Source organism: Nucisporomicrobium flavum, assembly GCF_016464385.1.
Lineage (GTDB): Bacteria > Actinomycetota > Actinomycetes > Mycobacteriales > Micromonosporaceae > Actinoplanes > Actinoplanes flavus_A.
In genome coordinates this window covers 249,664-271,335 of sequence record NZ_JADMLH010000002.1, presented here as the reverse complement: position 1 = coordinate 271,335, position 21,672 = coordinate 249,664, and the positions used below count along the sequence as shown (strand labels likewise).

Here is a 21,672-nt window from a genome sequence, read left to right as displayed (position 1 = left end):
TCGGCCCGTCACGTTACATGCCCGGTACGACGACTCCCCGGCGCGGCGGCTCAGCCGTACGTTCGGCGGCGGGAAACCTCCGCGAGGGTGACCGCCGCGGCGACGCTCGCGTTGAGCGACTCCACGGTGGACGCCATCGGGATGCTGACCCGCAGGTCGCAGGTCTCCCCGACCAGGCGGGACAGGCCGCGGCCCTCGGAGCCCACCACCACGAGCAGCGGGCCCACGGCCGCCTCGAGCTGGTAGAGGTCCGTCTCGCCGTCCGCGTCCAGCCCGATGGCCGTGAACCCGGCCTGCTGGGCAGCCTTGACGGCCCGGGTCAGGTTGACCACCTGGGAGACCGGGACGCGGGCGGCCGCACCGGCGCTGGTCCGCCAGGCCGTGGCGGTGATGCCGGCCGCGCGGCGCTCCGGCACGAACACCCCGTGCCCGCCGAACGCGGCCACGGAACGGATCACGGCACCGAGGTTGCGCGGGTCGGTGACCCCGTCGAGGGCCACGAGCAGCGGCGCGGGCTGCTCCAGCGCCGCGGCGACCAGGTCGTCGAAGTTCTCGTACGCGAACGGGGGCACCTGCAGCCCGACGCCCTGGTGCAGCACCCCGCCGGTCATCCGGTCGAGCTCGTTGCGGCTGATCTCCAGGATCGGGATGCCCCGGTCGCCGGCGGTACGGACGATCTCGGTGATCCGGTCGTCGATGTCGATGCCCTGCGCGACGTACAGCGCGGTGGCCGGGACCAGCGCGCGCAGCGCCTCCACCACCGGGTTGCGGCCGAGCAGCAGCTCGGGGCCTTCCTTGGTGGGGTTGGAACGGCGGCCCGGTGCGACCCGCGGACCACGGCTCTGCATGCGGGCACCCCGCTGCGGGGCCGGGCGGCCGGTGGCGCGACCGCCGCCGCGCCCCCAGGTGGTGTCCTTGGTGCCCGGCACGCCGACCTTGGGGGCACGCCCCTCGGCCGCCGCGGCACGGCGTTCCTTCTCCTGCTTACGGGCGGTCTTGTCGGGCAGCTTCTCGGTGCCCGAGTAGCCCTTGTGCCACGGCCGTTCGTCGGCGGGCAGGGTCTTGCCGCGGCCCTTGAGCCCGGCGCGGTTCTTGCCGCCCGAGCCGGCCGCGGCGCCCTTCTTCGAGGTGACGCGCTTGCTCACGTTGCGGGAGTTTCCTGGCATCAGTGCTGCTCTCCTACCGTCCAGCGCGGCCCGGCCGGAGTGTCCTCCACCTGAATTCCCGCGTTCTTGAGCTGGTCGCGCACCGAGTCGGCGGCCGCCCAGTCCTTCCGTGTGCGGGCCTGCGCCCGCTGCTCGAGCGCGAGCGCCACGAGCGAGTCGACGACCGGCTTGAGGTCGCCGCCGGTCTCGCCGCCGGCCCACGCGGGGTCGAGCGGGTCGAGCCCGAGCACCCCGAGCATGGCCCGCACCTCGGTGAGGGCGGCCCGCACCCCGGTCTCGTCGCCGGCGGCCAGCGCGGTGTTGCCCTCACGGATGGTGTCGTGCACGACCGCGAGCGCGGCCGAGGTGTTGAGGTCGTCGTTCATCGCCGCCGCGAACGCCGGCGGCACGTCCTTGGGACGGCCGGTGCCCACCACCTCGACGGCCCGCTGCACGAAGCCCTCGATGCGCCGGTACGCCGTGGCGGCCTCGCGCAGCGCGTCGTCGGAGTAGTCGATCCGCGAGCGGTAGTGCGGCACGCCCATGTAGTAGCGCAGCTCCACGGGGCGGATGCCCATGTCGCGTACGGCCTGGAGGTCGATGACGTTGCCCAGCGACTTGCTCATCTTGGCCTCGCCGAGGTTGAGCAGCGCGTTGTGCACCCAGTAGCGGGCGAACGGCAGCCCGGCCGAGCGGGACTGGGCGATCTCGTTCTCGTGGTGCGGGAACGTCAGGTCGAGCCCGCCACCGTGGATGTCGAACTCGTCGCCGAGGTAGCGCCGGGCCATCGCGGAGCACTCGATGTGCCAGCCGGGCCGGCCGGCGCCCCACGGCGAGGGCCACGAGGCCTCGGCGGGCTCGTCGGCCTTGACGCCCTTCCACAGCGCGAAGTCCTCGGGGTGGCGCTTGCCGCGCTCGGGCGCCTCGCCGGCCGACAGCATGTCCTCCGGCTTCTGCCCGGACAGCGCGCCGTAGTCCGCATATGTCGGGACGTCGAAATACACGTCGCCGTTGCCCTCGGACGACTCGTACGCGTGCCCGCGCGACATCAGCTCGGCGATCAGTTCGTGCATCTCCGGCATGTGCCCGGTCGCGAGCGGCTCGTAGGTGGGCGGCAGCACGTTGAGGGCCCGGTAGTCGGCGTCGAGCACGAGCTTGTTCGCGTACGCGATCGACCAGAACGGCCGTCCGGTCTCCAGCGACTTGACCAGGATCTTGTCGTCGACGTCGGTGACGTTGCGGATGAACGTGACCTCGTAGCCGGACTGCGCCAGCCAGCGCCGCAGGATGTCGTAGTTGACGCCGCTGCGCAGGTGGCCGATGTGCGGCACCGACTGCACGGTGAGGCCACACAGGTAGACACCGACGTGACCGGGCGTCTTCGGGACGAAGTCGCGGACGGATCGAGTCGCGGTGTCATGCAGCCTCATCGTCACCGTACAAGGGTACCGGCCCTGGGAAGCGGGAAACCGCCCCGCCCGGGGGACCGGGCGGGGCGGTTATCCACAGCTTTGTCCACAGGCCGGGTCAGCGGCCGCCGACCGCCTTGTACGCGTCAACGATGCCGTGCCCGTAGAAGCCGTTGAACACCTTCGGGCCCGCGCAGTACGCGTCGAACTCGGGCGCATAGCCCTCGTTGGCGTAGCTGCGCAGCCGCGGCTCGGGGCACGCGGTCTTCTCGGCCGTGCGGTACAGCTGCGCCTCGACCAGGTTCGGGTTCATCGTCAGCCCGCCCCGCCAGAAGTCGCGGTGGCCGTACTTGCTGACGATCAGCGCGGCGACGCCGGCTGCGTGCGGCGAGGCCATCGACGTGCCGGCGAGGTACGTGTAGTAGCCGCACTTGCCGTCGGCGGTGCAGTCCTTGAAGACGGTCGGGCTCGTCGGGTTGCCGGCCGCGTCGACCGTGCCCTTCGCCTGCAGAACCTTCAACGGGTACGACGACAGGATGTTGTTCGCCGCCGAGTTGTACTGCGGCGTGCCGAAGAAGTCCTTCGTGAAGCCGCCCGGGGCCGCCACGCCGATCTGCTCGGTCCCGTAGTTGGAGTAGACCGCCTTGGACTTCGACGGGCCGACCGAGGCCACGCCGATGACGTGCGCACCCTCAGCGGGCAGCGTGAAGCAGGTGCTGTTGTCGATCGGCCGGTCGTACGGGTCGCCGCCGTAGTCCGGGCTGGTCGTGTCCTCCTGCGGGTCGTTCAGGTTGTCGTGCTGGTTGCCCAGCGCGCCGACCAGCGTGACCCCGTGGGCGTGCGCGTAGTTCAGCGCCCGCTTCATGCCGGTGATGATCGCCTGCTGCTCGGCCTGCGCCTCGGGGGCGTCGGCCGGGTTCGAGGTGCAGTTGTAGAGCCACGGGTCGACGTAGAAGGACATGTTGACCACGTCCAGGCCGGCGTCGCCCGCGTACGTGAGCGCGTTGACCACCGGGTCGAGGAAGAAGTAGCCGGAGTCCTGGCCGCCCTTGATCTCGACCAGCGTGACGTTCGGCGCGACGCCGGAGACGCCGGTGCCGTTCGCGGACGCGGCGATGGTGCCGGCCACGTGGGTGCCGTGGCCGTCGTCGTCCGTGCCGACCGGGTCGACGCAGCCCTCGACCTCGCACGGGCCGTCGATGTCCACCATGTCCGGCGCGAAGTTGCGGGAGAGGCGGCTGCTGAAGTTGGGGGCGAGGTCCGGGTTGGACGCGTCGAGGCCGGTGTCGAGGACGCCCACGGTCACGCCGCGCTCGCCCTTCTCGACGGCCCGGGCCTTGTCGGCCTTGACCATCTTCAGGCCCCACAGCTTGTCGTCGAGCGGGTCGGCGGCGGGCGCCCCGGCCGGGCCCCGGCCACGCAGCGACTCGGTCACCGGCTGCTCGACGGCGGGCGAGGTGCGCGGCGCGTACCCGACGGGCCGGTTCGCGGACGCCCCGATCAGCGCGTCCGACCTCGCGGCGCGGATCTTGAAGTCGGCGGCGGCCGACGACACCTTGTAGGTGCCCACGGCCGTGTTGGTGGAGACCACCGTGCCGCCCGCGGCGGTGATGGCCGCGATGGCATCGGCGGTGGAGACGCCGTCGTCGGCCACGACGGTGTACTCGGTGGCGGTGGCGGCGGCGGCCGGCGTGCCCGGCACACCGACAAGGAATGCGGCGAGGCTCGTCGCGGTGGCGACGGCCCCGGCCGTCAGTCGTCTTCTCATGCCCGCATTCCATCGAAGACGACGATCATTCACAAGGCCCGATCGCCGCCTTCTGCCGACGGTCGGTCAGGGCCGGGTCATCCGGAGGACGTCGAGGGCCGTGTCCAGCTGTTCCTCGGTCAGCGTGCCGTTGGCGACATGTCCGCGTTCGATGACAACCGCCCGGATGGTCTTGTCTTCCTTCAGGGCCTGCTTCGCGATCGCGGCCGCCTCGTCGTACCCGAGGTAGCGGTTGAGCGGCGTGACGATCGACGGCGAACCCTCGGCGTACCCCCGGACGACCTCCTCGTTGACCTCCAGGCCGTCGACGCAGCGGTCCGCGAGCATCCGGGCCGCGGCGGCCAGCAGCCTGATCGACTCGAGCAGGTTGCGAGCCATCACCGGAAGCATGACGTTGAGCTCGAAGTCGCCCTGGGTGCCGGCGAACGCCACCGCGGCGTCGTTGCCGATCACCTGGGCGGCGACCTGGCGCACCGACTCGGGCACCACCGGATTGACCTTGCCCGGCATGATCGAGGAGCCGGGCTGCAGGTCGGGCAGGCGCAGCTCACGCAGGCCCGCGCGAGGGCCGGAGCCCATCCACCGGATGTCGTTCACGATCTTGTAGAGGCTGACCGCGACGACCCGCAGCTGCCCGGACGCCTCGACCAGGCCGTCGCGCGCGCCCTGCGCCTCGAAGTGGTTGCGCGCCTCGGTCAGCGGCAGGCCGGTCGACTCGCGCAGCCGATCGATCACCGCCGGGGCGAACCCGGGCGGGGTGTTCACGCCGGTGCCCACGGCCGTGCCGCCCAGGGGGAGCTCGGCGAGGCGCGGCAGGGTGGCGGTGAGCCGGTCGATGCCGTTGCGCACCTGAGCGGTGTACCCGGAGAACTCCTGGCCCAGGGTGACCGGCGTGGCGTCCATGAGATGCGTACGCCCGGACTTCACGACCTCGGCCCACTGCTCCGCCTTGGCGCTCAGCGCGGCCCCGAGGTGCTCCAGGGCCGGTACGAGGTCAGCGGTGACCGCCTCGGTCGCGGCCAGGTGGATCGAGGACGGGAACACGTCGTTGCTGGACTGCGAGGCGTTCACGTGGTCGTTGGGGTGCACCGGCCGGCCCAGCTCCCGCGACGCGAGGGTGGCGATCACCTCGTTGGCGTTCATGTTCGACGACGTGCCGGAGCCGGTCTGGAAGACGTCGATCGGGAACTGGTCGTCGTACCCGCCGTCGGCGACGTGCGCCGCGGCCGTGACGATCGCCTTGGCCAGGTCCTCGTCGAGCACCCCCAGCGCCGCGTTGACCTGCGCGGCGGCACCCTTGATCCGGGCCAGCGCCCGGATGTGCGAGGACTCCAGCCCTCGCCCGGAGATCGGGAAATTCTCGACGGCACGCTGCGTCTGCGCCCGCCACAGGGCATCGGCCGGCACCCGGACCTCACCCATCGTGTCGCGCTCGATCCGGTATCCGCTTTCGTCAGTCGTCGTCACCGTTCCATCCTGCCCCCGTCGCGGCCGGGTCGCAGTTGATCCAGGCCACTGTTCAGCCGTCGAGCTCCGCCAGCCGCTTGCGCACCTCGGAGTGTTCCGGCACGCCCATCCGCTCGAAGATGTCGAGCGCCTGCCGCCAGTGCCGGCGTGCGCCCTCCGGATCCTGCGCCGCGAGGCATTCGGCCAGCCCGCTCAGCGCCCGGCCCTCCTCGAGCGGGTAGCTGGCCCGGCGGGCCACGGCCAGGGCCTGCCGGTGCAGTTCCATCGCGCCGACGACGTCGTCCACGGTCCGGAGGGCCCGTGCCAGGTCGTTGGAGTAGTGGGCGACCCGCGGCAGCCTGCCGTGTTCGCGGGCGAGCTTCAGCGCGCTGAGGTGCCGCTCGACGGCCTGAACGCCGCGGCCGCGGGCGAGCTCGACACGGCCCAGGAGGTTCAACGCCTCACCCTCGTCGGTGCGGATCCGGTGCCGGCGGCCGGCGGCGAGACCGGCCGTCAGAATCCGCTCGGCGGCGTCCAGCTCGCCGAGCTCCAGCCGGGCCATGCCGACGATCACCAGGGCCGCGGACTGGAAGTACGCGGATCCGTTCTCCGTCATCGATTGCAGGGCGATGCGTGCGTTGCGCAGCGCTTCCCGGTAGCGGCCCGCCACCACCTCCATGTAGCCCAGATCCCGGCGGAGGACGGCCAGCCCGCTCCGGTGACCGCTGCTGTGCAGCAGGCGGTATGCCTGCCGGGCCTGCTGCCGCCCCTCCGCCAGGCGGCCCAGGTGGGTCAGGATCCCGCTCAAGTTGGCGCGGGCCCGCCCCTCGGCGGACCGGTCGCCCGTCCGGATCTGGTACTCGAGCATGGCGGTGATCCGGCTCAGCGCCTCCTCCGCGTGCCCCAGCCGGAAGAGCCCCGACGCCAGGTAGTTGTTCATGAGGGCCACGCCGCGCTCATCGCCCTCCTCCTCCGCCGCGCCCAGGCCCGCCTCGCAGGTGGCCACGACGTCGGCGAGGTACCCGTGCTGGAACAGGAACCGCCACGCGACGCGAGCGAGTCGCCAGGCCCGGCCGCGCTGTCCGATGGCGGCGGCCGCGCGGATCAGCGGCACCACGCTGGTGCGATGTTCCTCCGGCCACCCGGGATCGAGCACCGCCAGCTCGACGAGCTCCGCCCGGGCCGGCGGTTCCACGACCAGGTCCTGCCGCGCGAAGTCGCTCTCGCGGTCGCGGGCGATCCGGGCGCCCACCTGGAGGTGCAGATCCACCAGACCGGCGAGGGCGTCGTGCACCTCCCGCTCGGTAAGGGCCTCGGCGAGGGTGGCCGCGTACTGGCGTACCAGGTCGTGCAGGCGATAGCGCTGGGGCAGCGGCTCCTCGACGAGGTTGACGTCGACGAGGTCGTCCAGGACGTCCTGCGCGTCGTCGTACGGCAGCCCCGTGAGCGCCGCGACAGCGAGCGTGCCGAACCGCTCGGCCGGATGCAGGCCCAGCATCCGGAACACGCGCTGTGCGGGTGCGGGAAGCTGTTCGAACGACATGGCGAAGGCGGCGGCGACCGCCCGGTCCTCGGCGGCCAGTTCGGGCAGCGCGGCATCGCCCAGCCGCCGGAGCAGGTCGGCGACCCGCCAGCGGGGCCGGTGCGCCAGCCGGGCCCCGGCCAGCCGGATCGCCAGCGGCAGCCCGCCGCAGCGGCGCACCACGGCCACGGCCGCGTCCCGTTCGTCCGCGACCCGGGACCCGACGATCCTGCCGAGCAGCTCCACCGCGTCCGCCTCGGCGAGGACCTGCAGCGATTCGGGGTGCGCACCGTCGAGGCCGGTGAGCCGCCGGCGGCTGGTCACCACGGTCAGGCAGGTCGGCGAGGCGGGCAACAGCCGGGTCAGCTGGGCGCTGGAGGCCGCGTTGTCGAGGATCACCAGGGCCCGGCGGCCGGCCAGCTCCGAACGCCACACCGCGGCCCGTCCGTCCAGATCGGACGGGACCCGCTCGGCGTCGACGCCGAGCTGACGCAGCAGCGCCAGCAGCGCCGCGTCGGGCGTGAGCGGCTCTCCCTCGCTGTGCCCCTGCAGGTCGAGGAACAGCTGGGCGTCCGGATACCCGTCGGCGAGGATCTCCGCCACGCGCAACGCCAGGGTCGTCTTGCCGCTGCCGGCCATGCCGTCCAGCGCGAGCAGGTTCGTCCGCGCCGCGGCCTTGAGAAGGCGTTCCATCTCCTCGTCGCGACCGGTGAAGTCGCCGACCGTACGCGGCAGGCAGCGCACGGGGGTGACGTCGGGCCGCGCACGCGCGACCGGCAACACCTCGCCGGTCAGGATCCGCCGATGCAGGTCCTGCAGGGTGGTTCCCGGCTCGATGCCCAGCTCGTCGTGCAGCAGGTCGCGGGCGCGGCGGAACTCCGCGAGGGCGTCGGACTGCCGGCCGACCCGGTGGAGAGCCAGCATCAACTGGGCCCGGAGGCGTTCCCGCAGCGGGTGCCGCTCGACGAGCCCGGTCAGCTCGGGAACGAGGTCGCCCTCCCGGCCCGCCACCAGTTCCAGATCGATCCGGTCCTCCAGCGCGGCGCCGTACTGCTCGTCCAGCACCGCGGCGCCACGCCGTACGGCCGGGCTGTCCACGCCGGCCAGCGCCGGCCCCCGCCACAGGGCCAGAGCCGCCCGGTAGAGCTCGCCGGCACCGTCCGGATCACGCCCCGCCATCGCCCGCGCCCGTGCGACCCGCTGCTCGAAGACGATCGCGTCCAGCTCGTCGGCGGCGACGGTCACCCCGTAGCCTGCGGGATTCGTCAGGATCGCGCCGGGCGGCAGGAGCCGGCGCAGCCGGGAGACGCAGGTCTGCAACTGGCCCCGGGCAGTCGCGGGTGGCGCCTCGCCCCACACCGCGTCGATGAGCTGGTCCACAGCGACGATCCGGCCGGCGTGCAACAGCAGCACGGCGAGCACGGTACGGTCCCGACCGGCGGTGATCGCCACCTCCCGGCCCGCATCGGTCACGGACAGGGGACCCAGGATGCCGAACTGCACCTGGCCTCCTCCCGTGTGCCGAACCGCGTCTGCCCCGCTGCAACCCCCGGACGATAGCTCGTGAGAGCGATACGACAGCGCGACGAGAGCGCCGGGGCGCACGCTTCATCAGGCCGTTCCGCTCCCGTGCCATCGCACGCCCCCAAAGGGAGCGGAACGGCTACATCGGGGGCGTCCAGCTCGTTCACATCGCGGTGAGCGGGCTGTTCGCGTACTCCGGCCGTGGTCCTGGCTCCGGGTCCACCTCGCCGAGCCGCTGCCGGATCTCGAAGCGCTCGGGTACGCCGATTCGCTCGAAGATCTCGAGAGCCTGTCGCCAGTGCCGCCGCGCAGCCTCCCGGTCCTGGTCGACGAGGCAGGCGGCGAGGCCGCTCAGGGCCCGTCCCTCCTCGAGCGGATGGTTCACCCGGCGCGCGGTCGCCAGCGCCTGCCGGTGCAGCTCCACCGCTCCCATGACGTCGTCCACCGCTCGCATGGCGAGTCCGAGGTCGTTGGAGTACCGGGCCAGCCGGGGCAGCCAACCGCGGTCCCGGCAGATCTCCAGCGCCGCGAGGTGCCGCTCGACGGCCCGGTCGGGCCGCCCACGGGCGAGCTCCACCCGGCCCAGAAGGTTGGTCGCTTCCGCCTCGTCGGTATGGATGCGGTGCCTGCGGGCGGCGGCACGACCGCAGCGCAGCGCCCGCTCGGCGGCATCGAGCTCACCCAGGTGCAGCCGAGCCTGGCCGAGGACGATGAGGACGACGCAGAGGAAGAAGGACGTACGGTTCTCCGCGAACCATTGCAGCGCGATCCGGCTGCTGTGCAGTGCTTCCCGATAACGGCCGGCCATGACTTCGCCGTAGCTCAGGTGCGCCCGGAGCACGACTGTCGCGCTCCGGTGGCCCGCGCTCTGCAGCAGCAGGTACGCCCGGCGCCCTTCCGCACGGCCCTCGTCGATGCGGCCGAGCTGCATGAGGACGCCGCTCAGGTTGGCCCGGGCCCGTCCCTCGGCGGAGCGGTTACCCGTCCGGACCTGGTACTCGAGCATGACGTTGATCCGGCTCAACGCTTCGTCGGCCCCGCCGAGGACGAAGTAGCCGGAGGCCATGTAGTTGTTCATGGTGGCCACGCCGTACTCGTCGCCCGCCTCCGTGGCCGCGGCCAGGCCCGCCGAGCAGGTGGCGACGACATCGGCGAAGTAGCCGCGCTGGTACAGCAGCCGCCAGGAGACGCGAGCCAGCCGCCAGGCCCGGCCCGGCTGCCCGATCGCCGCGGCCGTACGGATCAGCGGGACCAGGTCCGTGCGGTGCTCGTCCGGCCACTGGGGATCGTCTGCCGCGAGCCCGACGAGCTCGGGCCGGAGCGGCGGCTCCACGATGAGGTCCTGGTGGGCATAGTCGCTCTCGCGGTCGAGGGCGAGCCGGCTTCCGACCTGCAGGTGCAGGTCGACCAGCCCGGCCAGGGCGGCGTGCAGCTCGTTCGGGTCCAGGGCCTCGGCGAGGCCGGAGGCGTACTGGCGGACCAGGTCGTGCAGGCGGTACCGCCCCGGTCGCGGTTCCTCGACGAGGTTGACGTCGACGAGGTCGTCCAGCACATCCTGGGTGTCGTCGCAGGGCAGTCCCGTGAGGGCAGCAACCTCGAGCGTGCCGAACCGCTCCACCGGGTGCCGGCCGAGCAGCCGGAAGACCCGCTGCGAGCGCTCCGGGAGCTGTTCGAACGACATGGCGAAGGCGCGCGCGACCCCGCGGTCCTCGGCGGCCAGCTCGGGCAGTGCCGCGTCACCCAGCCGCCGGAGCAGGTCGGCCACACGCCAGCCCGGTCGGTGCGCCAGCCGGGCCGCGGCCAGCCGGACCGCCAGCGGCAGCCCGCCGCAGCGGCGCGCCACCGCCGTGGCCGCCTCGGGTTCGGCGGCGACCCGGGATCCAACGATCTTGGCAAGGAGCCGCACCGCTTCCCGCTCGGTCAGCACGGACAGCGACTCGGGATGGGATCCGTCGAGGCCGATGAGCCGCCGACGGCTCGTGACCAGCGTCAGTGTGGTCGGCGAGGCGGGCAGCAACCTGGTCAGCTGGGCACTCGACGCCGCGTTGTCGAAGATCACCAGCGCCCGCCGCCCGGCGAGTTGGGTACGCCACAGCGTGGCCCGGCCCTCCGCGTCCGGCGGTATCCGCTCGGCGTCGACGCCGAGCTGACGCAGCAGCGCCAGCAGCGCCTCATCGGGCGTGAGCGGCTTGCCCTCGCTGTGGCCCTGCAGGTCGAGAAACAGCTGAGCGTCGGGATACCTGTCGGCGAGGATCTCCGCCACGCGCAGCGCGAGGGTCGTCTTGCCGCTGCCGGCCATGCCGTCGATCGCCAGGACACCGGTGTCGGTCGCGGCCTTGAGCAACCGCTCGACGGCCTCCTCCCGCCCGGTGAAGTCGCCCACCGAGCGCGGCAGGGCCCGGATCGGTTCGACGGCCTGCCCACCGCGTGCGGCCGGACCGACGTCGCCGGTCAGGATGCGCCGATGCACGTCCCGAAGTGCGGCTCCTGGGTCGACGCCCACCTGTTCGCGCAGCAGGTCCCGGGCGCGGCGGTACTCGGCGAGGGCATCGGACTGCCGACCGGACCGGTAGAGCGCCAGCATCAACTGGGCCCGGAGACGTTCGCGTAGGGGGTGCTGCTCGACGAGTCCGGTCAGCTCGGGGACGAGATCGCCCTCCCGGCCCGCCTCCAGCTCCAGATCGATCCAGTCCTCCAGCACCGAGCCGTACTGCTCGTCCAGCACCGCGGCGCCGTACCGCACGGCCGGGCTCTCGAGGCCGGCCAGCGCCGGCCCCCGCCACAGGGCCAGAGCCGCCCGGTAGAGGTCCCCGGCGCCCGCCGGATCTGCCTGTGCCTTGGCACGGGCCCGCGCAACGAGCTCCGTGAACTCGGCCGCATCGAGCCGGTCGGGACCCGCGGCGACACCGTAACCGGCCGGGTCGGTGAGGATCACGTCCGGCGGGAGCACCCGGCGCAGGCGGGAGACGCAGGTCTGCAGCTGGCCCCGCGCGGTCGCCGGCGGCGCCTGATCCCACACCGCGTCGATCAACTGCTCCACGCCGACGATCCGGCCGGTGTTCAGCAGCAGCACGGCCAGGACGGTCCGGTCCCGGCCGGCGGTGACGGCCACCTCCCGGCCCGCATCGGTCACCGACAGCGGCCCCAGAATGCCGAATCGCATCCCGTCACCTCGATCCACCCGGTCCATACATCGACGGACCCTAACGTGGCAGCGCTACGAGCGTACGAGCGCGCGGCCCGATCGCTACGACGCGGGTTGGACTGGGCAGCGGCGCGGAAGTATCGTCCCGAGGGTTTGGACGTCCCCGACGAACAGGATCTTTGTCATGCGACGCGCCCTTCTCGCCGCAACCCTCGGCGGCCTGCTCCTGACCGGGACGGCCTGCAGCAGCGACGGTGACGCGGAGCCGACGGCCGGCACGACCACCGCCGGCACGGAGGCTGCGCCGACGACGGCGCCCACGTCGGCGGCGCCGGACTACACGGCGAACACCAAGAAGGTCTGCACCAAGGTCGTCAAGATCTACAGCGACGGCACCGAGGACTTCGGTACGGAGATCGGCAAGATGATCGCCTACAAGGAGGCGAAGCAGGCCGACAACGCCCAGGCAGCGGAGAAGGCGGCGGGCAAGGAGCTCCGCGACGTCGGCGCGAAGCTGAAGAAGGAGACCGCCGCCGCGCAGGATCCGGAGCTGCGGCAGGCGGGTGCCACGTCGGCGGCGAAGTTCACCAAGAGCGGGAACGACAGCAAGCTGTTCGACCGGATCAAGACCACGAAAGACCTGGACAAGGTCCTGCAGACCGAGCTGACGAACTGGCTCACGCCGATCGCCGGCTACTGCGCCTGAGCAGTCCCGGCGCGGCGGGGCCGCCGCGGGATCAGCGGCGGCCGATGCTCAGGACCGGCTTCGTCACCTCGGCGAAGAAGTCGTTGCCCTTGTCGTCCACGACGATGAACGCGGGGAAGTCCTCGACCTCGATCCGCCAGACCGCCTCCATGCCCAGCTCCGGGTATTCCAGCACCTCCACGTGGCGGATGCAGTCCTGGGCGAGCCGGGCCGCGGGGCCGCCGATCGAGCCGAGGTAGAAGCCGCCGTGCTCCTGGCAGGCGCGGGTGACCTGCGCCGACCGGTTGCCCTTGGCGAGCATCACCAGCGAGCCGCCCGCCGCCTGGAACTTCTCGACGTACGCGTCCATCCGGCCGGCCGTGGTGGGGCCGAACGAGCCCGACGCGTACCCCTCGGGGGTTTTGGCCGGGCCCGCGTAGTAGACCGCGTGGTCGCGCAGGTACTGCGGCATGGGTTCGCCCGCGTCGAGCCGCTCGGCGATCTTCGCGTGCGCGATGTCGCGGGCCACGACCAGCGGGCCGGTCAGCGACAGGCGGGTCTTGACCGGGTACTTGGACAGCTCCGCGCGGATCTCGTCCATCGGGCGGCGCAGGTCGACCCGGACGACCTCGTCGGTCTCCAGCGCCTCGTCGGTGACGTCGGGCAGGTAGCGCGCGGGGTCGGGCTCGAGGCGTTCGAGCCAGACGCCAGACGGCGTGATCTTCGCCAGCGCCTGGCGGTCGGCCGAGCAGGAGACCGCGATCGCGACCGGGCAGGAGGCGCCGTGCCGGGGCAGGCGGATGACGCGTACGTCGTGGCAGAAGTACCGCCCCCCGAACTGCGCGCCGATGCCGAAGTCGCGGGTCAGCTCGAGCACCGCCGCCTCGAGCTCCACGTCGCGGAAGCCGTGGCCGGTCATCGAACCGGCCCGGGGCAGGTTGTCGAGGTACTTGGCGCTGGCCAGCTTCGCGGTCTTCAGCGCGTGCTCGGCGCTGGTGCCGCCGATCACCACGGCCAGGTGGTACGGCGGGCACGCCGACGTGCCGATGAGCCGCAGCTTCTCGTCCAGGAACTCCATCATCCGCGCCGGGTTCAGCAGCGCCTTGGTCTCCTGGTAGAGGTACGACTTGTTGGCCGAGCCGCCGCCCTTGGCCATGAACAGGAACTTGTACGCGTCCGGCTGCCCGCCCGGGTCCTCGGCGTACAACTCGATCTGGGCCGGCAGGTTGGAACCGGTGTTCTTCTCGTCCCACATCGTGAGCGGCGCGAGCTGCGAGTAGCGCAGGTTCAGCCGGGTGTACGCCTCGTAGACGCCGCGCGCGATGGCCTGCTCGTCGAGCCCGTCGGTCAGCACGTGCCGGCCGCGCTTGCCCATGACGATCGCCGTACCCGTGTCCTGGCACATCGGCAGCACGCCGCCGGCCGCGATGTTGGCGTTGCGCAGCAGGTCGAGGGCGACGTACCGGTCGTTGGCCGAGGCCTTGGGGTCGTCGATGATGGACCGCAGCTGGGCGAGGTGGGCGGGGCGCAGGAAGTGCGCGATGTCGTGCATGGCCTCCGCGGTGAGCAGCGTGAGCACCTCGGGCTCGACGGTCAGGAACCGCCGGCCGCCGGGGCCCTCGACCACGTCCACGCCGTCGTCCGCGAGCAGCCTGTACTCGGTCGTGTCCTCCCCGAGGGGGAGCAAGGGCGAGTACGAGAAGGCGGCAGCTCTGCTCATGACGGGCAAGCCTAGGCCAGCACCGCCCGGACGTGCGAACCGGCGGCTCAGGATGCGTAAGGCAGGTAGGCCATGTCGCGCCCGGACACCAGGATCAGGCCGCCCGGGCCGGCCGCGAAGACCTTCGCGTCCGTGCGCGCCTCGACCCTGACACCCCCGTTGCGCGGGCTCAGCGCGACGATCCGGCTGGGCTTCACATCGGCGATGATGGCCGCGTACGGCGTCAGCGCCGCGGAGGCACCCGGGTTGACCGTACGACGCCACGCCACCGACCCGCGCGAGAAGGACCGGGCGCTGACCGTCCGCTCGTCGGTGCTGCGAATGAGCGCGTAGGAGTTGTCGACGGCGAGCACCTCCTGCCCCTTCCGCCCGTGCCACAGATCACGCCCGTCGTGCGCGGCGATGAGCTCCGGCCGGCCCACCGGGTCGACGCCGAGCACCACGTCGGAGCCGCCGGCCGGGTCCTTCTCCTGCTTGCAGTCGCTGGACGCGGTCCGCAGGTTGAGCCCGTCGCGCTGCCACACGGGTTGCCCGGACGGCGGGTCGTGCGCGACCACGCCGTAGTAGCAGGTGCCGTCGCGCGCCTCGCCGGTGACGGTGAGCACCCGGCTGCCGACGACCGCGACGCGCTGGTCGCGCGACGGCGTACGGGTCAGCGCCACCCGCCCCTGCGCGGTGTCGATGACCTGCACCTTGCCGTCGCCCGGCAGCCCGATGAGGTTGGGCAGCGGCTTGGGGCCGGCCACCCGCACGTCGACCCGGTTGTTGCCGATGGGCTGGGTGTCGGGCAGGTCGGGGTTCGACGCGTTGAGCACGAACCCGATGCCGGGCGTGGGCACCGTCCACATCGGTTTGCTGCCGCGCGGCTCCCAGGCGGTCAGCTCGCATTCGCCGGCCGACGGGCAGCGCAGGTCGAGGATCGCGTCGGCGTACGTCCACACCGCCGTGGCCGCGGTGTCCTTGCGGCGGACGGCTCCGGTGGCCGGGTCGAGGACCTCGTACCCCTTGGTGAGCAGCCGGCCGACGACCACGACGGCGTCGGAGTCACCGCCGGCCACCCCGGCCCAGTCGGCGTCGGACTTCCACAGCTGCACGCCGGCGGTCAGCCCGTACGCCTCCACCGAGGTGCGGTATTCGACGATGACGGCGCCGCCGGTGATGGTGACGCTCTGCGGTGATCCACCGATGGCCGTCTGCCAGGTCGCGACGCCCGGCGCGATGGGGTCGCTCTTGGTGATCCACGACCAGAGTTTCGGGAACGGGTTCCACACCCCGGTGGTGGCCAGCACGATGACGACCACGACGCCGACCAGCGCCACGCTCTTCGCCGAGGGACCACCCGAAGCCACGCGGGTACGGTAACGAGATCGACACCGCCCGGCGGTTAGCCCGATTAGTCCGTGTCGATGCCTTATGCTCCACTGGCGGCCCTGACCAGCGGCATCGTGCGGTACGGGATCTGCTCGGCCAGCGCGATGATCGTCGAGGCGCGCAGGATCCCCTCGTACGCCAGGATGCGGTCGATCACCCGCTGCAGGTCGGCGTTGGAGCGGGCCACGATGCGGCACATCAGGTCGCCGGAGCCGGTGATCGTGTGCGCCTCCAGCACCTCGGGGATCTCCGTGAGATGCGCGGTCACGGCGGTGTGGCCGTACCGCTGGGAGATCTCCAGGGTCACGAAGCTCATCACGCCGAAGCCGATGGCGGCCGGCGAGACGTCGGGGCCGAAGCCGCGGACCGCGCCGCGGGCGATGAGCTTGTCGAGGCGCGCCTGGACCGTGCCGCGGGCGACGCCGAGGCGACGGGAGAGCTCGAGAACGCCGATGCGCGGCTCCTCGGCGAGGGCGGCGAGCAGTCGGCCGTCGAGGGCGTCGAGATGGACATCTTGTGCAGCCATGATGCGTCCAGACCCTACCGAATGCGCAGACTGACCAGCAGGGATTGTCACTATTGCCTAGCGGTGTGACCTGGCACAACATCTCGTCATGACGCAGATGATGGAACACGCCACGACTACCGCCGACGTCTTCCCCGTCAAGGGCGTCGACTACCTCCAGTTCCTCGTGGGCAACGCGAAGCAGGCGGCCCACTACTACTCCACCGCGTTCGGCATGACGTGCGTCGCGTACCGCGGCCCCGAGCAGGGCTACCGCGACCACGCCGAGTACGTGCTGGTCAGCGGCTCGGCCCGGTTCCTGATCACCGGCGCCGTGCACGCCGGCGCGCCCGGTTCCGACCACGTCACCAGGCACAGCGACGGCATCTACGACATCGCACTCGCCGTCCCGGATGTCGACAAGGCGTACGCCCACGCGCTCTCCGCCGGCGCCCGCAGCGTCGCCGAGCCGCACGACGTCACCGACGAGCACGGCACGGTCCGGATCGCCTCGATCGCCGCGTACGGCGACACGGTCCACTCGCTGGTCGACCGCTCCCGGTACACCGGCGCGTTCCTGCCCGGCTTCGTCGAGCGCGCCCCGATCGTCGACCGGCAGCCCGCGATCGACGCCGGCCTGCAGCCCAAGCGCTTCTTCCAGGCCGTCGACCACGTGGTCGGCAACGTCGAGCTCGGCAAGATGGACGAGTGGGTGGAGTTCTACGCCCGCGTCATGGGCTTCACCAACATGGCCGAGTTCATCGGCGACGACATCGCGACGGATTACTCGGCGCTGATGAGCAAGGTCGTCGCGGACGGCACCCGCAAGGTCAAGTTCCCGCTCAACGAGCCGGCCGTGTCGAAGCGCAAGTCGCAGATCGACGAGTACCTCGAGTTCTACGGCGGCCCCGGCGCCCAGCACATCGCCGTGGCGACCAACGACATCATCGCCAGCGTGGACGCCATGCGCGCGGCCGGCGTGGAGTTCCTCGACACCCCGGACTCGTACTACGACGACCCCGAGCTGCGCGCCCGCATCGGCGAGGTCCGGGCCCCGATCGAGGAGCTGAAGAAGCGCAAGATCCTGGTGGACCGGGACGAGGACGGCTACCTGCTGCAGATCTTCACCAAGCCGGTCCAGGACCGCCCGACGGTCTTCTTCGAGCTGATCGAGCGGCACGGCTCGCTCGGTTTCGGCAAGGGCAACTTCAAGGCGCTGTTCGAGGCCATCGAGCGGGAGCAGGAGCTGCGCGGAAACCTGTAACACTGTTCCCGTGACCGAAGCGAACGACGACGCCCCGGCCGCGGGCCGCCCGGATCCCGGGCCGGCCCGCGCCCCGGCGCCGCAGCCGGCCGGCGGACCCGGTGCCCCACCCGCCGGGCCCCCTCCCGGATACGCGGGACCCCCACCGGGCTACCCGCCGTACGACGGGCCGCCCCAGCAGTACGGCCCGCCCCCGTACGGCCCGCCCGGCTGGCGCCCGCAGCCGGTGCCGCTGAGCCCCGACGGCCGCCCCCTGGCCGACTTCGGCACCCGGCTGCTCGCGTACCTGATCGACGGCGCCCTGCTCACCGCCGTCGCGATGGTGCTCTTCGCGCCGGTCTTCATCTGGCTCTTCACCAGCGTGCTGCCGGAGATGACGCCGCAGGAGACGTTCGCGCCGGAGACGCCCGACTTCGGCGGCGTCTTCGTCAAGTTCCTGCTGGCCGAGCTCGGCCTGGTCCTGTTCCTGCTGGTGGCGTACTACGTCTACTACGTCGAGATGATGTTCCGCACCGGGCAGACCCTCGGCAAGAAGCTCATCAAGGTACGGGTGATCCCGATCGCCCCCGGCGCCACGCTGACCCGCAGCATGGCCGCCAAGCGCTACCTCATCGAGTTCGTCGGCGGCATGGTCGTGCCGTTCTTCACCTACGTCGACGGGCTCTGGCAGTTGTGGGACAAGCCGTACCAGCAGACCCTGCACGACAAGGTCGCCGGGACCGTCGTGATAAAGGTTGCGCCATGAGTTCGCTGCCCGCCGGTTGGTACAAGGACCCGGCCGACCCGTCGACCCAGCGCTGGTGGGACGGCGAGGGCTGGCTGGGCAAGGCCATCCCGGCGGACCAGACCCCGCCCGACGGGCCGCCGCCGGCCGAGGAGGAGCCGCCCGCGGCCGCCCAGCCGGTCACCCCGGCCGCGGCACCCGGCACGGCGGCACCCGCTCCCGGCCCCGCGGCGACCCCGGGCGTCTCTGAGACCCCGGGCGCCCCTGCGGCCCCGGGCGCCCCGCCCACCGGCGCCGTCCCGCCGCCCGGCTGGCCCGCACCTCCGCCCGGCTGGCATCCCCCGCCGGGCTGGCAACCTCCGCCTCCCGGATGGCAGCCGCCTCCCGGATGGCAGCCGCCTCCCGGATGGCAGCCGCCCGCCGGCCAGCAGCCACCACCCGCCGGCTGGCAGGCCCCGCCCGGCTATCCCCCGGTTCCGCCCGGATACCACCTGCCGCCCGGCTACCCCGTGCCGCCGGCCGGTTGGCAGCCGCCGCCGTTCCCGTACCCGTACCCGGTGCAGGCCCGGCCGCACGGCATGGCGCTCGCGGGGCTCGGCCGCCGGCTGGTCGCGCGGCTCGTCGACATCGCCGCCGTGCTCGTGCTCAACGTGCTGGTGAACGGCTGGCTCGCGTACCAGTGGTGGCTCGAGGTCGAACCGACCTTCCGGGCCGCCATGAACGAGCCGTTCGCCACGCCGGAGCCGGCCTCGGTGCGGTCCATGTACCTGATGCTGACGATGCTGTTCGTGACAACCGCGCTGTGGCTCGCGTACGAGGTCCCCGCGCTGGCCAACAGCGGGCAGACGCTCGGCAAGCGGCTGCTGCGGGTGAAGGTCGTCAAGCTGGAGGACACCACCCCGCTCGGGTTCGGGCGGGCGTTCCGGCGCTGGGGGCGGCTCGGCATGTGGACGCCGCTCTGGAACTGCTACGGCCTGGGCTTCGTGGCGCAGCTGATCGACGCCGGCTCCGTGCTGTTCGACCAGCGGCTGCACCAGGCGCTGCACGACAAGTCCGCGCGCACCGTCGTCGTGGCGGTGCCGCCGGGCCACCCGAAGCAGGCCGAGCCGGCGACGCCGGAGGCCGCGGATCCCACCGGAGGAAGACGATGAGCAGGCTGACCCGCGCCGACCTGGACGCGCTGCCCGCGTACGTGCCCGGGCGCAACGTCGCCGACCTGGTCCGCGAGCTGGGCCTCGCCGAGGCGATCAAGCTGGCCAGCAACGAGGTGCCGTTCGGCCCGCTGCCCGGCGTGGCCGAGGCCGTCGCGACGGCGGTCACCCAGTCGCACCGCTACCCGGACATGGGCGTGGTGGAGCTGCGCGACAAGCTGGCCGACCGGTACGGCGTCAGCCCCGACCGCATCGTCACCGGCTGCGGTTCGGTCGCGCTCGCCGAGCACCTCGTCAAGGCCACCTGCCTGCCCGGCGACGAGATCGTGTACGCGTGGCGCTCGTTCGAGGCGTACCCGATCATCTCGGCCGGCGCGGGCGCGACGAGCGTCCGGGTGCCCAACACGCCCGGCCACGGCCACGACCTTGCCGCGATGGCCGACGCGATCACCGACCGGACGCGCCTCGCGATCGTGTGCAACCCGAACAACCCGACCGGCACCAGCGTGCGCCGCGCCGAGCTGGACCGCTTCCTCGACGCCGTACCGAACGATGTCCTGGTGGTGCTCGACGAGGCGTACCGGGAGTTCGTCACGGACGACCAGGTGCCCGACGGCATCGAGACGTACGGCGACCGCCCCAACGTCGTCGTGCTGCGCACGCTGAGCAAGGCGTGGGGCCTCGCCGGGCTGCGGGTCGGCTTCCTCGTCGGCCAGCCGGAGGTCGCCGCGGCGATCCGCAAGGTGCTCACCCCGTTCTCCACCAGCCTGGTGGCGCAGGCCGCGGCGCTGGCCGCGCTCGACGCCGAGGACGAGGTCCGCCGCCGCTGCGCCATCGTCATCAGCGAACGCGAGCGGGTCACCGAGGCGCTGCGCAAGCTGCTGCCGGACGTGCCCTCGAGCCAGTCCAACTTCGTGTGGCTGCCGCTGGGCGATCAGGCCGCGGCGTTCGGCGCGGCGTGCGAGAAGCGGGGCATCATCGTCCGGCCGTTCCAGGGCGACGGCGTCCGGGTCACCATCGGTACGCCCGAGGAGAACGACGCGTTCCTGGCGGCGGCCGAAGCGGCTCTGTAGCGGGACCGGCCACCGGCACCCGGGCCGGGAACGTGCGGCGGGCGAGGACCACCACCACGCCCGCCGCGATGGCCGACAGCGCGGTCAACGCCGGCAACCGGCCGAGCAGCCCGGCGCTGACCAGGCGCTCGCCGACGAGCGCGCCGCCGCCGATGCCGATCTGGAAGGCCACCACGTAGACGGCGGAGGCGGCGTCCCGGGCCCGCGGCGCGACCCGCAGGATCGTCGCCTGCAGCACCACGGGCAGCGCGGTGAAAGCGCCACCCCACGCCAGGGTCGCGAGCACGGTGACGGCCACGCCGGACACGGGTACGAGCAGCGCCAGCGATCCGGCGATGACGGCGATGAGCCCCAGCAGCACCGCGCGGGGCCGCCGGTCCACGAGCCGGCTCACCACCCAGGTGCCGAGCAGCCCCGCGGCGCCGTACCCGAGCAGCAGGACGCTCAGGCCGGGTCCTTCCAGCCCGCCGTCACGCCGCACCAGCGGGGCGATGTACGTGTACGCCGCGAAGTGCCCGACGACCACCACGGCCGTGAGCAGGCAGACGACGGCGACCGGCCCGGACCGGATGATCCGTACCGCCGCCCGCAGCTGCGCGCCCGTCCGTGTGGCCGCGTCCCGGGGCAGCGCGGGCAATCGGGGCAGCACCGTCAGCAGCGCCACCACACAGCCGGCCCCGGCGACCGCCAGTGCCCCGAGCGCGACCCGCCAGCCCAGCCACTGGCCGAGCGCCGTGCCCAGCGGCACCCCAGCCACGATGGCGAGCGAGTTGCCGAGGAACACCGCGGCGGTGGCGCGCCCGGCCTGGCCGTCCGGGACGAGCCGGGCGGCGACGGGTGCGATCGTGGACCAGAACACGCCGTGTGCCACCGCGCAGATCAGCCGGGAGAGCGCGAGGATGAGGAAGGTGTCCGCGGACGCGGCCGCCACCTGGGAGAGCACGAAGATCGCCAGGGTCGTGGCGAGCAGCAGGCGCCGGGGGATCCGCATGGTCAGCGCCGTCAGAGGCACGGTGGTCACGGCCGCCACGACGGCGTAGCTGGTCAGCAGGAGCCCCACGTCCGCCTCGTGCACCGCCAGCCCGGACGCGATCTGCGGGAGCAGCCCGACCGGGATGGTCTCCGCGGTGACGTAGACGAAGCACGACGCGCCGAGCACGACGAGAGCGCCGCGATGGTGAAGCTTCACCATCCGACAATATGCTCTTCTACAGAGCATA

Annotated in this window: 15 protein-coding genes; 5 read left to right on the top strand and 10 right to left on the bottom strand. The window is 72.4% G+C overall.

Annotation, left to right across the window (positions count from 1 at the left end; genetic code table 11):
- Window positions 1–50: 50 nt before the first annotated feature.
- The 6 genes from rlmB to IT780_RS05395 form a co-directional block, all read right to left on the bottom strand.
- On the bottom strand, window positions 51–1,166 hold the full coding sequence (gene rlmB, locus IT780_RS05420; protein WP_199510285.1) for a 23S rRNA (guanosine(2251)-2'-O)-methyltransferase RlmB: 1,116 nt from the start codon (window positions 1,164–1,166) through the stop codon (window positions 51–53).
- On the bottom strand, window positions 1,166–2,581 hold the full coding sequence (gene cysS / locus IT780_RS05415; RefSeq protein WP_199510284.1) for a cysteine--tRNA ligase: 1,416 nt from the start codon (window positions 2,579–2,581) through the stop codon (window positions 1,166–1,168). The genes rlmB and cysS overlap by 1 nt, the downstream gene beginning before the upstream one ends.
- A gap of 91 nt (window positions 2,582–2,672) precedes the next feature.
- A complete protein-coding gene (locus IT780_RS05410) occupies window positions 2,673–4,322 on the bottom strand; it encodes a S8 family serine peptidase (protein WP_199510283.1) in 1,650 nt (549 codons plus the stop codon).
- 66 nt (window positions 4,323–4,388) lie between these two features.
- Complete coding sequence (locus IT780_RS05405) at window positions 4,389–5,744, bottom strand: class II fumarate hydratase (protein ID WP_233412368.1); 1,356 nt, start codon at window positions 5,742–5,744, stop codon at window positions 4,389–4,391.
- 97 nt (window positions 5,745–5,841) lie between these two features.
- Entirely contained in the window at window positions 5,842–8,793 is a 2,952-nt protein-coding gene (locus tag IT780_RS05400; RefSeq protein WP_199510281.1) for an AfsR/SARP family transcriptional regulator, read from the bottom strand.
- A 184-nt stretch (window positions 8,794–8,977) separates the two neighbouring features.
- Window positions 8,978–11,977: an AfsR/SARP family transcriptional regulator gene (locus IT780_RS05395; protein WP_199510280.1), complete on the bottom strand. Its 3,000-nt coding sequence runs from the start codon at window positions 11,975–11,977 to the stop codon at window positions 8,978–8,980.
- 166 nt (window positions 11,978–12,143) lie between these two features.
- Between IT780_RS05395 and IT780_RS05390 the strand changes: the two genes are divergently transcribed.
- A complete protein-coding gene (locus tag IT780_RS05390) occupies window positions 12,144–12,665 on the top strand; it encodes a hypothetical protein (RefSeq protein WP_199510279.1) in 522 nt (173 codons plus the stop codon).
- A 31-nt stretch (window positions 12,666–12,696) separates the two neighbouring features.
- Here the strand turns inward: IT780_RS05390 and IT780_RS05385 are convergent, their stop codons facing one another.
- From IT780_RS05385 to IT780_RS05375, 3 genes are all read right to left on the bottom strand, one after another.
- The gene (locus tag IT780_RS05385; protein WP_199510278.1) at window positions 12,697–14,364 is read right to left on the bottom strand and encodes a fumarate hydratase; all 1,668 of its coding nucleotides are present in this window, start codon (window positions 14,362–14,364) and stop codon (window positions 12,697–12,699) included.
- A 47-nt stretch (window positions 14,365–14,411) separates the two neighbouring features.
- Entirely contained in the window at window positions 14,412–15,713 is a 1,302-nt protein-coding gene (locus tag IT780_RS05380; protein WP_199510277.1) for an outer membrane protein assembly factor BamB family protein, read from the bottom strand.
- Between the two features lie 62 nt (window positions 15,714–15,775).
- Entirely contained in the window at window positions 15,776–16,261 is a 486-nt protein-coding gene (locus IT780_RS05375; RefSeq protein ID WP_199510276.1) for an Lrp/AsnC family transcriptional regulator, read from the bottom strand.
- 88 nt (window positions 16,262–16,349) lie between these two features.
- Between IT780_RS05375 and hppD the strand changes: the two genes are divergently transcribed.
- The 4 genes from hppD to hisC are packed head-to-tail and all read left to right on the top strand — an operon-like array spanning window position 16,350 to window position 20,452.
- Window positions 16,350–17,504, top strand: coding sequence for a 4-hydroxyphenylpyruvate dioxygenase (hppD, locus tag IT780_RS05370; RefSeq protein ID WP_199510275.1), 1,155 nt, complete (start codon window positions 16,350–16,352; stop codon window positions 17,502–17,504).
- 10 nt (window positions 17,505–17,514) lie between these two features.
- Window positions 17,515–18,249 carry an RDD family protein gene (locus tag IT780_RS41600; protein ID WP_199510274.1) on the top strand — a complete coding sequence of 245 codons (735 nt, stop codon included), beginning with the start codon at window positions 17,515–17,517 and terminating at the stop codon, window positions 18,247–18,249.
- On the top strand, window positions 18,246–19,379 hold the full coding sequence (locus IT780_RS05360) for an RDD family protein (RefSeq protein WP_199510273.1): 1,134 nt from the start codon (window positions 18,246–18,248) through the stop codon (window positions 19,377–19,379). Before IT780_RS41600 ends, IT780_RS05360 begins: the two co-directional genes overlap by 4 nt.
- On the top strand, window positions 19,376–20,452 hold the full coding sequence (gene hisC, locus IT780_RS05355; RefSeq protein ID WP_199510272.1) for a histidinol-phosphate transaminase: 1,077 nt from the start codon (window positions 19,376–19,378) through the stop codon (window positions 20,450–20,452). Before IT780_RS05360 ends, hisC begins: the two co-directional genes overlap by 4 nt.
- Here the strand turns inward: hisC and IT780_RS05350 are convergent.
- Entirely contained in the window at window positions 20,391–21,644 is a 1,254-nt protein-coding gene (locus IT780_RS05350; protein ID WP_199510271.1) for an MFS transporter, read from the bottom strand. The two genes, hisC and IT780_RS05350, sit on opposite strands and share 62 nt — an antisense overlap.
- Window positions 21,645–21,672: the final 28 nt, after the last annotated feature.

Coding starts and splice junctions, on each gene's coding strand:
- rlmB (WP_199510285.1), bottom strand. CDS start 1,166: ATGCCAGGAAACTCCCGCAACGTGAGCAAGCGCGTCACCTCGAAGAAG.
- IT780_RS05410 (WP_199510283.1), bottom strand. CDS start 4,322: ATGAGAAGACGACTGACGGCCGGGGCCGTCGCCACCGCGACGAGCCTC.
- IT780_RS05405 (WP_233412368.1), bottom strand. CDS start 5,744: ATGGGTGAGGTCCGGGTGCCGGCCGATGCCCTGTGGCGGGCGCAGACG.
- IT780_RS05395 (WP_199510280.1), bottom strand. CDS start 11,977: ATGCGATTCGGCATTCTGGGGCCGCTGTCGGTGACCGATGCGGGCCGG.
- IT780_RS05390 (WP_199510279.1), top strand. CDS start 12,144: ATGCGACGCGCCCTTCTCGCCGCAACCCTCGGCGGCCTGCTCCTGACC.
- IT780_RS05385 (WP_199510278.1), bottom strand. CDS start 14,364: ATGAGCAGAGCTGCCGCCTTCTCGTACTCGCCCTTGCTCCCCCTCGGG.
- IT780_RS05375 (WP_199510276.1), bottom strand. CDS start 16,261: ATGGCTGCACAAGATGTCCATCTCGACGCCCTCGACGGCCGACTGCTC.
- hppD (WP_199510275.1), top strand. CDS start 16,350: ATGACGCAGATGATGGAACACGCCACGACTACCGCCGACGTCTTCCCC.
- IT780_RS05360 (WP_199510273.1), top strand. CDS start 18,246: ATGAGTTCGCTGCCCGCCGGTTGGTACAAGGACCCGGCCGACCCGTCG.
- hisC (WP_199510272.1), top strand. CDS start 19,376: ATGAGCAGGCTGACCCGCGCCGACCTGGACGCGCTGCCCGCGTACGTG.
- IT780_RS05350 (WP_199510271.1), bottom strand. CDS start 21,644: ATGGTGAAGCTTCACCATCGCGGCGCTCTCGTCGTGCTCGGCGCGTCG.